Source organism: Shinella sp. WSD5-1 (genome assembly GCF_963942435.1).
Taxonomy (GTDB): domain Bacteria; phylum Pseudomonadota; class Alphaproteobacteria; order Rhizobiales; family Rhizobiaceae; genus Shinella; species Shinella yambaruensis.
In genome coordinates, this window is sequence record NZ_OZ012596.1 from 4,060,083 (window position 1) to 4,072,856 (window position 12,774).

At 65.2% G+C, this 12,774-nt stretch carries 11 protein-coding genes; 3 read left to right on the top strand and 8 right to left on the bottom strand.

Annotation, left to right across the window (positions count from 1 at the left end; all coding sequences use genetic code 11):
- Nucleotides 1–7: 7 nt before the first annotated feature.
- The 7 genes from AABQ55_RS19885 to AABQ55_RS19915 all read right to left on the bottom strand — a co-directional run bounded on the left by AABQ55_RS19885 (nucleotide 8) and on the right by AABQ55_RS19915 (nucleotide 7,794).
- Nucleotides 8–1,492, bottom strand: coding sequence for a mannitol dehydrogenase family protein (locus AABQ55_RS19885; protein WP_272806261.1), 1,485 nt, complete (start codon nucleotides 1,490–1,492; stop codon nucleotides 8–10).
- Between the two features lie 56 nt (nucleotides 1,493–1,548).
- Complete coding sequence (locus AABQ55_RS19890) at nucleotides 1,549–2,322, bottom strand: L-iditol 2-dehydrogenase (RefSeq protein ID WP_272806262.1); 774 nt, start codon at nucleotides 2,320–2,322, stop codon at nucleotides 1,549–1,551.
- On the bottom strand, nucleotides 2,319–3,320 hold the full coding sequence (locus AABQ55_RS19895) for an ABC transporter ATP-binding protein (RefSeq protein ID WP_272806197.1): 1,002 nt from the start codon (nucleotides 3,318–3,320) through the stop codon (nucleotides 2,319–2,321). The genes AABQ55_RS19890 and AABQ55_RS19895 overlap by 4 nt, the downstream gene beginning before the upstream one ends.
- Nucleotides 3,321–3,343: 23 nt before the next feature.
- On the bottom strand, nucleotides 3,344–4,168 hold the full coding sequence (locus AABQ55_RS19900; RefSeq protein ID WP_245083430.1) for a carbohydrate ABC transporter permease: 825 nt from the start codon (nucleotides 4,166–4,168) through the stop codon (nucleotides 3,344–3,346).
- A 68-nt stretch (nucleotides 4,169–4,236) separates the two neighbouring features.
- Nucleotides 4,237–5,109 (bottom strand): carbohydrate ABC transporter permease, encoded by an 873-nt coding sequence (locus AABQ55_RS19905; RefSeq protein WP_272806198.1) that lies wholly within the window; start codon nucleotides 5,107–5,109, stop codon nucleotides 4,237–4,239.
- Nucleotides 5,110–5,367: 258 nt separating this feature from the next.
- A complete protein-coding gene (locus AABQ55_RS19910) occupies nucleotides 5,368–6,681 on the bottom strand; it encodes an ABC transporter substrate-binding protein (RefSeq protein WP_272806263.1) in 1,314 nt (437 codons plus the stop codon).
- A gap of 159 nt (nucleotides 6,682–6,840) precedes the next feature.
- Entirely contained in the window at nucleotides 6,841–7,794 is a 954-nt protein-coding gene (locus tag AABQ55_RS19915; RefSeq protein WP_272806264.1) for a sugar-binding transcriptional regulator, read from the bottom strand.
- 246 nt (nucleotides 7,795–8,040) lie between these two features.
- On the opposite strand from AABQ55_RS19915, the gene AABQ55_RS19920 reads away from it, so the two are divergent.
- The gene (locus tag AABQ55_RS19920) at nucleotides 8,041–9,402 is read left to right on the top strand and encodes an NAD(P)-dependent oxidoreductase (RefSeq protein ID WP_272806265.1); all 1,362 of its coding nucleotides are present in this window, start codon (nucleotides 8,041–8,043) and stop codon (nucleotides 9,400–9,402) included.
- A gap of 15 nt (nucleotides 9,403–9,417) precedes the next feature.
- Nucleotides 9,418–10,731: an NAD-dependent dihydropyrimidine dehydrogenase subunit PreA gene (gene preA / locus AABQ55_RS19925; RefSeq protein WP_272806266.1), complete on the top strand. Its 1,314-nt coding sequence runs from the start codon at nucleotides 9,418–9,420 to the stop codon at nucleotides 10,729–10,731.
- 281 nt (nucleotides 10,732–11,012) lie between these two features.
- Here the strand turns inward: preA and AABQ55_RS19930 are convergent, their stop codons facing one another.
- Complete coding sequence (locus tag AABQ55_RS19930) at nucleotides 11,013–11,651, bottom strand: exopolysaccharide biosynthesis protein (protein ID WP_064330992.1); 639 nt, start codon at nucleotides 11,649–11,651, stop codon at nucleotides 11,013–11,015.
- 162 nt (nucleotides 11,652–11,813) lie between these two features.
- Here AABQ55_RS19930 and AABQ55_RS19935 point away from each other — a divergent pair, with 162 nt between their 5' ends.
- A complete protein-coding gene (locus tag AABQ55_RS19935) occupies nucleotides 11,814–12,743 on the top strand; it encodes a DMT family transporter (protein ID WP_272806267.1) in 930 nt (309 codons plus the stop codon).
- The last annotated feature ends 31 nt before the right edge of the window (nucleotides 12,744–12,774 follow it).

Sequence of the window (12,774 nt, forward strand, 5' to 3'; positions counted from 1 at the left end):
GATTTCCTCAATTCACCAGCCTGTCGTCCAGATAGGCCTTCAGCGTCGACCGCGTGCCCTTCTGCTGGAGGGACCGGAGCGCATGGGCAAACCGCCCGGCGAAGAGGTCGGACGCGGCAACCGTGCCGAAGATGTCCTTCAGGGCGAGGAAGGCGCCCGGGTCGCTCTTGGCCGCCGTCGCCGCCGCGCGGACGCGCTCGATATTGGGATCGTTGAAGGCGATGTCCTTGCCGCTGTCCGTTGTGCCGGCGAGATAGTGGCACCACAGCGCCGAGACGAGCGAGAGGCCGATGACGTCCTCGCCGCGCGACAGCCGGTCGGCGGTGGAGGGCAGGATGAATTTCGGCTGGCGGTTGGAGCCGTCCTGCGCGAGCCGCGGGATCGTGTCGGCGATCTTGGGGTTGGAGAAGCGGCGTTCGATCAGCGAGAAATAGTCGTTGAGGTTCGTATCCGGCACGGGCGGGATGACGGGGATGATTTCCTCGCGCTCGAGCTTGGCAAGGAAGGCGCGGATGTCGGGATCCTCCATCGCCTCGTGCACGAAATGGATATCGAGCAGCGCCGCCGGATAGGCGATCGCCGCATGGCCGCCATTGAGGATGCGGATCTTCATGTGCTCATAGGGCGCGACATTGGGCACGAACTGCACGCCGACCTTTTCCAGCGCCGGGCGGCCTTGCGGAAAATGATCCTCCAGCACCCACTGCTTGAACTCCTCGCAGAAGACCGGCCAGGCATCGTCGATGCCGTACTCCTCCGCCACGATGCCGATCTCGCGCGGGCCCGTCGCCGGCGTGATGCGGTCGACCATGCCGTTCGGGAAGGCCACATTGGCGTCGATCCAGTCGGCGAGATCGGGATCGGAAAGACGGGCGAGGCCGGAGACCGCCGCATGCGTCACCTCGCCATTGCCCGGAATGTTGTCGCAGGACATGACGGTGTAGGGCGCAATGCCCTTGTCCTTGCGTGCCTTGAGGCCGGCGAGGATGAGGCCGAAGACCGTTTTGGGTTCCGCCGGCTGGGCGGCATCGGCGGCGATCGCCGGATGGGCCGGATCGAAGACGCCGGAAGCGGGATTGATGAAATAGCCGCCTTCGGTGATGGTCAGAGAGACGATGCGGATCGCCGGGTCCGCCAGCTGGGCGATGGTCGTCGCCGCATTGCCGGGCGCGAGGTAGCCGATCATCGCGCCGGTGACGCGCGCGCCGGAGCGGTTGTTGTCCTGCTCGACGACGGTGGTCAAGAAGTCCTGGCCGGCCAGCTTGTCGCGCATCGCCGCGTCGGACGGCAGCACGCCGGCGCCGATGATCGCCCAGTCATGATCGAGGCCGAGATTGAAGAGGTCGTCGAGATAGACCGCCTGGTGCGCCCGGTGGAAATTGCCGACGCCGAAATGCACGATGCCCGCGGCAAGGTCGCCGCGTCCATAGGCCGGAACGCCTGCGGTCTTTTCGACCGCATCGAGGGTGGCGAGCGACAGTTTCGTGGTCATGGTCCATTCCTTCCGGTTGTCCGGTCTATTGCGAGGCGAGGTCCGCGTGGCGGGCCTCAGCTCATCCAGTTGCCGCCGTCGACATTGTAGGTCTGCGCGACGATATAGTTGCTCTCCTGCGAGGCGAGGAAGATCGCCATTCCCGTCAGGTCGTCCGCCGTTCCCATGCGGCCGAAGGGCACTTCTGCGCCGACCAGCCGCTTCTTCTCGCCGAGCGGCCGGTTCTCGTATTTCGCAAAGAGCGCGTCGACGCCGTCCCAGTGTTCGCCGTCGACCACGCCGGGCGCGATCGCATTGACGTTGATGCCGTGCTTGATGAGGTCCAGCCCCGCCGACTGGGTGAGGCTGATGACCGCCGCCTTCGTCGCGCAATAGACGGCGACCAGCGCCTCGCCGCGCCGCCCGGCCTGGCTCGCCATGTTGATAATCTTGCCGCCGCGCCCTTGCGCGATCATCTGCCTTGCCGCCGCCTGGAGGGTGAAGAGCGTGCCGGCGACGTTGATCGAGAACAGCCTGTCGTAGCTCTCCCGCGTGATCTCGACGATCGGCGCGAGGTCGAACAGCGCGGCGTTGTTAACGAGGATGTCGATGCCGCCGGCCTCCTTAACGCAGGTCGCGATGGCCGCATCGATCGACGCCTGCCGTGTCACGTCCATCTCGACCGCGTAGGCGGCCGGCCCGATCTCGCCTGCCGTCGCCTGCGCCCGCCCGATGTCGATGTCGGCGATGGCGACCCGCGCGCCCTCGCGCATATAGGCCTCCGCGAAGCTGCGGCCGATGCCGCGCGCCGACCCGGTGATCAGCGCGCTTTTGCCCGCGAGCCGTTTCATCGGCTGGCGTTCCCGTTTTGGTCGAAGCGATGGATTCGCGTTTCGTCTGGCGTTAGGAAGACGGTGTCGCCGTGTGTTACGGGGAAGTCGCCGCCGGCGCGCACGGTGACCATGCCGATGGCCTCGGCATTGACGTGCAGGAAGGTGTCGGAGCCGAGATGCTCGGCGACGCCGACGACGCCCTTCCAGGTGCCGCCCTCCTTGGACAGGCGGATATGCTCCGGCCTTATGCCGACGGTCGGGGCGTTCCAGGGCCTGGCCGCCTCGCCCTTGACGAAGTTCATGCGCGGCGAGCCGATGAAGCCGGCGACGAACAGGTTGTCCGGCTTGTTGTAGAGATCGAGCGGCGAGCCGACCTGCTCGATGTTGCCGGCGTTCAGCACGACGATCTTGTCGGCCATGGTCATCGCCTCCACCTGGTCGTGGGTGACGTAGATCATCGTCGTCTTCAGCTGGTGGTGCAGCTCGGAGATCTCCAGCCGCATCGTGCCGCGCAGCGCCGCGTCGAGGTTGGAGAGCGGCTCGTCGAACAGGAAGGCCGAGGGCTCGCGCACGATCGCCCGGCCGATCGCCACGCGCTGGCGCTGGCCGCCGGACAGCTGGCCCGGGCGGCGTTCGAGATAGTTGGTCAGGTTCAAGACGCGCGCCGCTTCCGCCACCTTCTTCTCGATGACGGCCGGATCGGTCTTGGCCATCTTCAGGGGGAAGGCGATGTTGTTCTTCACCGTCATGTGCGGATAGAGCGCATAGGACTGGAACACCATGGCGAGCCCGCGCCTGGCGGGCGCGGCCGATGTCACGTCCTTGCCGTCGATCTCGATCGTGCCGCTCGTCGTGTCCTCCAGGCCCGCGATGAGGCGCAGCAGCGTGGACTTGCCGCAGCCCGACGGGCCGACGAAGACGACGAACTCGCCGTCCTCGATCGTCAGGTCGATGCCCGGAATGACCTGCGTGGCGCCAAAGCTCTTGTTGACCTTTTTAAGGATGATCTTGCCCATGATGGTCCCTCCCGTCTGTTTCGTTACTTCACGGCGCCGAAGGTGAGGCCGCGGACAAGCTGTTTCTGGCTGAACCAGCCCATGATCAGGATCGGGGCGATGGCGAGCGTCGAGGCCGCCGAGAGCTTGGCCCAGAACAGACCCTGCGGGCTGGAGAACGAGGCGATGAAGGCGGTCAGCGGCGCGGCGTTCGTCGTCGTCAGCCGGATCGTCCAGAAGGCCTCGTTCCAGGCGAGGATGATGTTGAGCAGCATGGTGGACGCAATGCCCGGCACCGCCATCGGGGTCAGCACGTAGACGATCTCGCCCCACAGCGACGCCCCGTCCATGCGCGCGGCCTCCAGGATCTCGCCGGGGATCTCGCGGAAATAGGTGTAGAGCATCCAGATGACGATCGGCAGGTTGATCAGCGTCAGCATGACGGTGAGCCCCACGCGGCTGTCGAGCAGGCCCGTGTCGCGGAAGATCAGGTAGATCGGCACCAGCACGGCGACGGCCGGCATCATCTTGGTCGACAGCATCCACATCAGGATGTCCTTGGTCCTTCTCGTCGGCGAGAAGGCCATCGACCAGGCCGCCGGCACGGCGATCAAGAGCGCCAGCAGCGTCGAGCCGACCGAGATGATCACCGAGTTCAGGAAGAACTTGAAGTAGTTGCTCTGCGCCTGCACGGCCGCGTAGCTCTCCACCGTGCCCGACGGCAGGATGTCGAAGCCCTGGATCGCCTCGGTCTCGGACTTGAACGAGGTGATGATCGTATAGAGGATCGGGAAGAAGAGGATCAGCGCGATGATCCAGGCGGCGATGGTGAAGACGGCGGTTCGTCTTGTCGAGACGGCTCTGGCCATGGTCTTGTCCTCCCTAAAGGCTGTTCCGGGACCGTGCGGAGCGGTGTTCCGTCCGGAACGGCGGTAAACTACTTGTCCAGGTTCTTGCCGACGGCGCGCATCAGGAAGAAGGCGACGATGTTGGCGAGGATGACGGCGATGATGCCGCCGGCCGAGGCGCCGCCGACGTCGTAGCCGAGCAGCGCCGTGCGGTAGATCAGGAACGGCAGGTTGGTCGAGGCATAGCCCGGCCCGCCGTTGGTGGTGACGAGGATCTCCGCATAGACGCCGAGCAGGAAGATCGTCTGGATCAGGATGACGACGGTGATCGAGCGGGAAAGATGCGGCAGCGTCAGGTAGACGAAGCGGGAGACGAAGCCGGCCCCGTCCATCTCCGCCGCCTCCTTCTGCTCGCCGTCGAGCGATTGCAGCGCGGTCAAGAGGATGAGGGTGGCGAACGGCAGCCATTGCCAGGCGACGATGATGATGATCGAGAACAGCGGATACTGCGCGAACCAGTCGACCGGCTGCAGGCCGACGGCGCGGTTGATGTCCGCCAGCACGCCGTAGCCCGGATGCATGATCATGTTCTTCCACACCAGCGCGGCCACCGGCGGCATGACGAAGAAGGGCGAGATGATCATGATGCGCACGATGCCCTGGCCCCACATCGGCTGGTCGAGCAGCAGCGCAATCGCGATGCCGCCGACGACGGTGATCAGCAGCACCCCGCCGACGATCAGGAGCGTGTTCCAGATCGACTGGAAGAAGGCCGGGTCGGTGTAGAAATACTGATAGTTGAACAGCCCCGCCCAGCTGACATTGGCCGGGTTCAACAGGTTGTAGTTCTGGAACGAGAACCACAGCGTCATCGCCAGCGGAACGATCATCCACACCAGAAGCAGCCCGACTGAGGGCGCCAACATCAACCGCGCCAAACCACGCGTGTTCTCCGTCGCCATGCTTTCATCCTCCCGAAAGCCGGCATGGCCGGCCTGTACAATCGCTTTACGAATTTATGGCGCAGCCGCCCCTCACCTGCCTGCCGGCATCCTCTCCCCGTAAACGGGGCGAGGAACGATGGGCGCGCCGTTTTCCTCCTTCTCCCCGCCTGCGGGGAGAAGGTCCCGGCAGGGGGATGAGGGGCGGACCCGGATCAGCACTCGTCTCATCGGCTGCCCGGAGCGCGTCCGGGCAGCCTGTCCTTGGGGAGGAGATGATTACTTGATGTAGCCGGCGCGGGTCATTTCGCGTGTCGTGACCTGCTGGGCCTGGGCGAGCGCGTCGTCGACCGACATCTGGCCGGCGAGCGCGGCCGAGAAGAGCTGGCCGACCGTCGTGCCGAGACCCTGGAATTCCGGGATCGCCACGAACTGCACGCCGACATAGGGCACCGGCTTGACGGCCGGGTTCTTCGGATCGGCGGCGTTGATCGAGTCGAGCGTCATCTTGGCGAAGGGCGCGGCCGCCTCATAGTCCGCATTCGCATAGAGCGAGGAGCGTGTGCCCGGAGGAACGTTCGCCCAGCCTTCCTTCTCCGCGACGAGCTTGGTGTAGTCCTTGCTGGTCGCCCAGGCGATGAACTTTTCCGCCGCCTCGGCCTTCTGCGTGCCTGCGGGAATGGCGAGGTTCCAGGCCCAGAGCCAGTTGCCGCGCTTGCCGAGGCCCGTATCGGGGGCGAGGGCATAACCGACCTTGTCGGCGACCGTCGATTCCTTCGGGTTCGAGACGAAGGAGGCGGCGACCGTGGCGTCGATCCACATGCCGCAATTGCCCTGCTGGAACAGCGCCAGGTTCTCGTTGAAGCCGTTCGAGGACGCGCCCTGCGGGCCGGCATCGTTCATCAGCTTGACGTAGAAGTCGAGCGTGTTCTTCCATTCCGGCTGGTCGAACTGCGGCTTCCAGTTCTCGTCGAACCAGCGGGCGCCGAAGGCGTTCGCCGTCGCCGTCAGGAAGGCCATGTTCTCGCCCCAGCCGGCCTTGCCGCGAAGGCAGATGCCGTTGATGCCGGCCGTGCGGTCGGTCATCTTGCGGGCGGCGTCGGCGATGAACTCCCAGGTCGGCGCGTCGGGCATGGTGAGCCCGGCCTTCTCCATCAGGTCCTTGCGGTACATGACGAAGGAGGATTCGCCGTAGAACGGCGCGGCGTAGAGCTTGCCGTCCTCGCCCGTCAGACCGGCGCGGATGGCCGGCAGCAGGTCGTCGACGTCGTAGTCGGCGCCGAGATTGTCGAGCGCCACGAGCCAGCCCTGCTTGGTCCAGATCGGAACCTCATAGGTGCCGATCGTCATGATGTCGTACTGGCCGCCCTTCGTCGCGATGTCGGTCGTGACGCGCTCGCGCAGAACGTTTTCCTCGAGCGTCACCCAGTTCAGCTCGATATCGGGGTTCTTGGCCGTGAAATCGTCCGTCAGCCCCTGCATGCGGATCATGTCGCCATTGTTGACGGTGGCGATGGTGAGCGTTTCGGCATTGGCGAAACCGCACAGGAGCGCAGCCGAGCAGGTGCCCAGCAAAAGGGTCTTCAAATACATTATCTTCCTCCCAGAAAGGTATTGAGCATTTGCTTTGCTCATGGGCAATTACTCGCATATTGCCGCAACAAGTCAACGGCCAATCGTTGCTGCACCGCACAAAGCAGAGCAACGGCCGTTGAATCTCATGGAGAATTTTTACCGGGAAGGCGGCTCGGATCAGGCCGAAAGCAGGTGGCGGGCGGTGGCCTCGTCGGTGATGACGCCGTTGATCATGCGCCCGCGAAGCGCCGCCAGAAGCGCCGCATACTTGCGCTTGCCCTTGGCAAGGCCGATGACGGTGGTGGTCTCGCGCGGCGGCAGCGGCACGGAGGCGACGCGCTCGTTGATGCTGCCTTCGAGCAGCCTGCCGTCCCGGTCGAACATCCAGCCGCAGATCTCGCCGGCGGCCCCCTCCTCCATCAGACGGGCCATCTCCTCCGGATCGAGGAACCCGTCGAGGCAGAGCGGCGCATCCGCGCCGAGCTCGCCGATGCCGACGAAGGCGACATCCGCCTCGCGGCCGAGTTGCAGCGTCGATTGCACGAGGCTCTGCTTGTGCAGGAGGTCGCGCTCCTCCGTGGAGGAGACGAGAACCGGCAGCGGCATCGGATAATGCCGGGCCTTCACCGCATCGGCCATGGAGAAGATGACGTTGTAGTAGGCCGCCGAACCGTCCGGCCCGATATTGCCGGTCAGCGACATGATGCGGTGCTGCGGACATTCCATCGCCGGAAGCTGGTCGATCGCCGCCTTCAGCGTGCGCCCCGTGCCGACGGCGAGCACGATCGGCTCGGATTTCTTCAGCCAGCGCTCGATCTCCGCCGCACCTGCCTCCGCAATGCCGATCGTCGTGGAGGTGGAGCCCGGATCGCTCGGCACGATATCGACATGCACGAGGCCGAACTTCTTCTTCAGTTCCTCGCCAAGCTCCAGGCATTCGGCGATCGGGTGGTCGAGCCGCACCTTGATCAGCCGCTCGGCGACGGCGAGCGAGACGAGGCGCTGCGCCGACTGGCGGGAGATGCCCATGGCGGCGGCGATCTCGTCCTGCGTACGGCCCGCGACATAGTAGAGCCAGCCGGCCCTTGCCGCATCGTCCAGCCGCCCGGTGGTTTCCGCCCGCTTCGCCATGGTTTTCCCCTGCTGTTCCAGACGATTTGCTGCATCTTTTCCGGCGACCTGTCAAACGCCATCTGATGGCGCAGCCGGAACAGCACTCCGGAGAGCGGCAGGAAAACATAACCATAATTCTCATGTTTATTTTCGCTGGAAGCCCTGAAAAACCAGCCTTTCTTTTGAAATTTTACCGTTTGATAAAAAAATAAAGCTGGGTTACCGTTCTCTCATTGAAAAAGCCCACGCGAATGGGAGATAATTATGGGAACGACGCAATCTGGGATCCATCGGGGGCGTCTTGCGCCTGCCGAATACGAGACGAACTTTTCCGACCTTCATCCTCGCCTCGACGATCACGAGGCCCTGGTCGCCGCCGACCGCTGTTACTTCTGCTACGACGCGCCGTGCATGACGGCCTGTCCCACCTCCATCGACATTCCGATGTTCATCCGCCAGATCTCGACGGGCAACCCGATCGGCTCGGCCAAGACCATCTTCGACCAGAACATTCTGGGCGGCATGTGCGCCCGTGTCTGTCCCACCGAGACGCTCTGCGAGCAGGCCTGCGTGCGCAACACCGCCGAGCACCGGCCGGTGGAGATCGGCCGCCTGCAGCGCTACGCGACCGATGTCGCGATGACGGAAAACAAGCATTTCTACGAGCGCGCCGCCCGCACGGGCAAGGCCGTGGCGGTCGTCGGAGCCGGCCCGGCGGGCCTCGCCTGCGCCCACCGCCTCGCCATGAACGGCCATGACGTCGTGATCTTCGAGGCACGCGAAAAGGCCGGCGGCCTCAACGAATACGGCATCGCCACCTACAAGGCGGTCGATGATTTCGCCCAGGCGGAAGTCGACTACGTGCTGTCCATCGGCGGCATCGAGGTGAAGAACGGCCTGAAGCTCGGCCGCGACTTCACGCTTGCCGACCTCACCGCCAATTTCGACGCCGTCTTCCTCGGCATGGGCCTTGCCGGGGTCAACGCGCTCGGCGCGGAGGGTGAGAACCTGCCCGGCGTCGTCGACGCGGTCGATTTCATCGCCGAGCTGCGCCAGGCGACGGACAAGGCGACCATCCCGGTCGGCCGGCGCGTCGTCGTCATCGGCGGCGGCATGACGGCGATCGACGCCGCCGTGCAGGCAAAGCTGCTCGGCGCGGAAGAGGTGACCATCTGCTACCGCCGCGGCAAGGAGCACATGAACGCCTCGGAATTCGAGCAGGACCTTGCGGCCTCCAAGGGCGTGATGATCCGCCACTGGCTGCAGCCGAAGCGCGTCATCGCAAGAGACGGCCATGTCGCCGGCATCGAGGTGGAATATACCGAGATGCGGGACGGCAAGCTGACAGGCACCGGCGAGACCGGGGTGCTGGCCGCCGACCAGATCTTCAAGGCCATCGGCCAGACCTTCGAGGCTGGCGGCCTCGGTTCGCTCGCCATGGCCGGCAACCGCATCGCCATCGACGCGGAAGGCCGCACGTCCATCGCCAATGTCTGGGCGGGAGGCGACTGCGTGAAGGCCGGCGAGGACCTGACGGTCACCTCGGTCGCGCAAGGGCGCGATGCGGCCGATTCCATCAACCGCATGCTGGCCGCCGGTGCGCAGCCCGCCGTTGCCGTCGCTTGAAGGGGAGGATGAGACATGGCTGATCTTCGCAACAATTTCGTCGGCATCAAGTCGCCCAACCCCTTCTGGCTCGCCTCCGCGCCGCCGACCGACAAGGCCTACAATGTCGAGCGCGCCTTCAAGGCGGGCTGGGGCGGCGTGGTCTGGAAGACGCTCGGCGAGGAAGGCCCGCCGGTCGTCAACGTCAACGGCCCGCGCTACGGCGCGATCTGGGGCGCCGACCGCCGCCTGCTCGGCCTCAACAATATCGAACTGATCACCGACCGCGACCTCTACACCAACCTGCGCGAGATGAAGCAGGTCAAGATGAACTGGCCGGACCGGGCGCTGATCGCCTCCATCATGGTGCCCTGCGAGGAGGAGAGCTGGAAGGCGATCCTGCCGCTGGTGGAAGAGACCGGCGCGGACGGCATCGAGCTCAATTTCGGCTGTCCGCACGGCATGTCCGAGCGCGGCATGGGCGCGGCGGTCGGCCAGGTGCCGGAATATATCGAGATGGTCGTGCGCTGGTGCAAGCAGTACACCCGCATGCCGGTCATCACCAAGCTGACGCCGAACATCACCGACATCCGCAAGCCGGCCCGTGCCGCCAAGGCAGGCGGCACCGACGCCGTATCGCTGATCAACACGATCAACTCGATCGTCTCCGTCGACCTCGACAGTTTCGCACCGAACCCGACGGTCGGCGGCAAGGGCACCCATGGCGGTTATTGCGGCCCGGCGGTCAAACCCATCGCCCTCAACATGGTCGCCGAGATCGCCCGCGATCCGGAAACCTACGGCCTGCCGATCTCGGGCATCGGCGGCATCACCACCTGGCGCGACGCGGCGGAGTTCCTGGCGCTCGGCGCCGGCAACGTGCAGGTCTGCACGGCGGCGATGACCTACGGCTTCAAGATCGTGCAGGAGATGATCACCGGGCTCTCCAGCTGGATGGATGCCAAGGGCCACCGCAGCCTCGACGACATCATCGCCCGCGCGGTGCCCAACGTCACGGACTGGCAGTACCTCAACCTCAACTACATCGCCAAAGCCCATATCGACCAGGACGCCTGCATCAAGTGCGGTCGCTGCCACATCGCCTGCGAGGACACCTCGCACCAGGCGATCACGCAGTTCGTCGACGGCATCAGGCATTTCGAGGTGATGGAGGACGAGTGCGTCGGCTGCAACCTCTGCGTCAACGTCTGCCCGGTGGAGAACTGCATCACCATGGTGGGCCTGGAGCCCGGCGTCCTGGATCAGCGCACCGGCAAGCCGGTCGATCCGAACTACGCCAACTGGACGACCCACCCGAACAACCCGATGGCGCGGCAGGCGGCGGAGTAAGGGAAGGTTTGAGCCATGGCCGGCGCTTGGCAACAGCCCCGAAGCGCCGGCCTCTATATCCGGCGTCGCGTTGCCGGCCTCTGTTCCTGGCGCGACCGTTCCGGAGGACCATCCTCTCTGGTCGACCCACACTCTCCGTCATCCTCGGGCTTGACCCGAGGATCCAATGCCACAATGCAACACGGTGCCGTGACGCGTGGATCCTCGGGTCAAGCCCGAGGATGACGGAAGAGGAAAGGGTGGCGGATTATCGGAGAAAAGCGCGGCGCCCGAGCCCAATCTCACCCGAAGAAATGAAAACTCTGCCCCGCGCTATAGGCCAGAAACGCAAGCGCGGCGAAATAGACGATCGTCAGCGCCACCATCACGTAGCCCGCAAGCACCACCAGCCCGTCGCGCTGCGAAATGCCGGCGGCGAGCAGGAGGATGGCGACGCCGGGAAGCGTGTTGGAGAAGGGAATGAGCCCGAGCGGCGCCATGAGCAGCAGCCCCGCCCCCATCAGCACCAGCCCGTTGACGCGGTTCATCAGCGCGCCGGTCGTGAGCGCCGTCATGCGCGGCTTGAAGAACCGGTCGATCTTGCGCAGGAACGTCACCCCGCGCTCCAGCACGGGCCGGAGCTTGCCGCTCTCGAGCCGCCGGTCGGCAACCTTGCCGGGCAGCCAGGGCAGCCGGTTGAGCGTGATCGCCGCGCTGATCAGCACGATGCCGGCGCCGAAAACGGTGGAGACGCCGGGGATCGAGACCGGAAAGAGGAACGGCAGAGACAGGAAGGCGCAGAGCAGCAGCAGGCCGCTTTCGCCCATCATCGCAAGCAGGTCGCGCAGCGTGATGTGCTCGCCCTTGATCGACTGGATGATGTCCTCAAGCAGTTCGCTCGTCTTGCGGTCCGTGTCCTTGAAGCCGATGGCCGTCGTCATGCAATGTCCTCTCACGTGCCGCCGGCCTATGGGCGGCGATTGCGGCTTTCCTGTGGGAGCGGCGCACCCCGATTTTTCGCACTTGCGGACACAAGACCGCTGCGCACACTTGCCGGAAATGCTCTATGAGCATGCCGCGCCGCAGACAATAGGATGATTTTCTTGACGAAGCGTATGCCGGCCCCGGCAGGCCTTTCCATTCACGCCAAAGGCCGCGAAAAGCTGAAGGGCCACCTCGCCATGCTGCTCTTTGCGGTGCTGATCGCCGGTTCGTTCTCCTTCGGGGGGCTTGCGGCGCGCGCCATGGAGGCCGAGCCGCTGATGCTCTGGCGCTATATCCTGACCGTCGTCGTGATGGCGGCGCTCGCCTTCGGCGCCTTCCGGATTCCGATGGCCCTGCCGAAGCAGGCCTGGCGCTTCCTGCTGCTCGGCGGTCTGATCGCCGTCTACATGCTCACCATGTTCATGGCGCTGGAATTCACCAGCCCCGTCGCCACCGGCGCGGTCTTCACGCTGATGCCGCTCCTGAGCGCCGGCTTCGCGCTGCCGGTGCTCGGGCAAAGGACCCGGCCCGGCGTGCTCGCCGGCCTCCTCATCGCCGCCGCCGGCGCGGTCTGGGTCATCTTCCGCGGCAATATCGACGCCATCCTCGCCTTCGACATCGGCGCCGGTGAGATGATCTTTTTCGTCGGCGTCATCTGCCATGCGCTCTACGTGCCGCTGATCCGCCGCTTCGACCGGGGCGAGCCGGCCGTCGCCTTCGGCTTCTGGGTGACGGTGGGCGCGACGCTCTGGCTGGTGCCGCCCGGCATAGGCGGCCTCATCGAAACGGATTTTTCCGCCCTGCCCGTCGCCGTCTACGCCGCGGTCACCTATCTCGCTGTCGTCACCACGGCCGGCACCTTCCTGCTGCTGCAATATGCCTCGATGCGCCTGCCCGCCTCCAAGGTGCTCGGCTACGGCTACCTGACGCCGAGCTTCATCATCCTGCTCGAAGGGATTCTCGGCCATGGCTGGGCAAGCCCGCCGGTGCTGGCCGGCGCCCTCGTCACCGCCTGCGGCCTGGCGCTGATGGCGTGGCTGCCGGATTGATTTTTCCTGGAACGATCCGCCGCCTCATGCG

What these genes read in the sequence shown, in the direction of transcription:
- AABQ55_RS19885 (WP_272806261.1), bottom strand. Translation starts at nt 1,492, where the DNA reads ATGACCACGAAACTGTCGCTCGCCACCCTCGATGCGGTCGAAAAGACC.
- AABQ55_RS19890 (WP_272806262.1), bottom strand. Translation starts at nt 2,322, where the DNA reads ATGAAACGGCTCGCGGGCAAAAGCGCGCTGATCACCGGGTCGGCGCGC.
- AABQ55_RS19895 (WP_272806197.1), bottom strand. Translation starts at nt 3,320, where the DNA reads ATGGGCAAGATCATCCTTAAAAAGGTCAACAAGAGCTTTGGCGCCACG.
- AABQ55_RS19900 (WP_245083430.1), bottom strand. Translation starts at nt 4,168, where the DNA reads ATGGCCAGAGCCGTCTCGACAAGACGAACCGCCGTCTTCACCATCGCC.
- AABQ55_RS19905 (WP_272806198.1), bottom strand. Translation starts at nt 5,109, where the DNA reads ATGGCGACGGAGAACACGCGTGGTTTGGCGCGGTTGATGTTGGCGCCC.
- AABQ55_RS19910 (WP_272806263.1), bottom strand. Translation starts at nt 6,681, where the DNA reads ATGTATTTGAAGACCCTTTTGCTGGGCACCTGCTCGGCTGCGCTCCTG.
- AABQ55_RS19915 (WP_272806264.1), bottom strand. Translation starts at nt 7,794, where the DNA reads ATGGCGAAGCGGGCGGAAACCACCGGGCGGCTGGACGATGCGGCAAGG.
- AABQ55_RS19920 (WP_272806265.1), top strand. Translation starts at nt 8,041, where the DNA reads ATGGGAACGACGCAATCTGGGATCCATCGGGGGCGTCTTGCGCCTGCC.
- preA (WP_272806266.1), top strand. Translation starts at nt 9,418, where the DNA reads ATGGCTGATCTTCGCAACAATTTCGTCGGCATCAAGTCGCCCAACCCC.
- AABQ55_RS19930 (WP_064330992.1), bottom strand. Translation starts at nt 11,651, where the DNA reads ATGACGACGGCCATCGGCTTCAAGGACACGGACCGCAAGACGAGCGAA.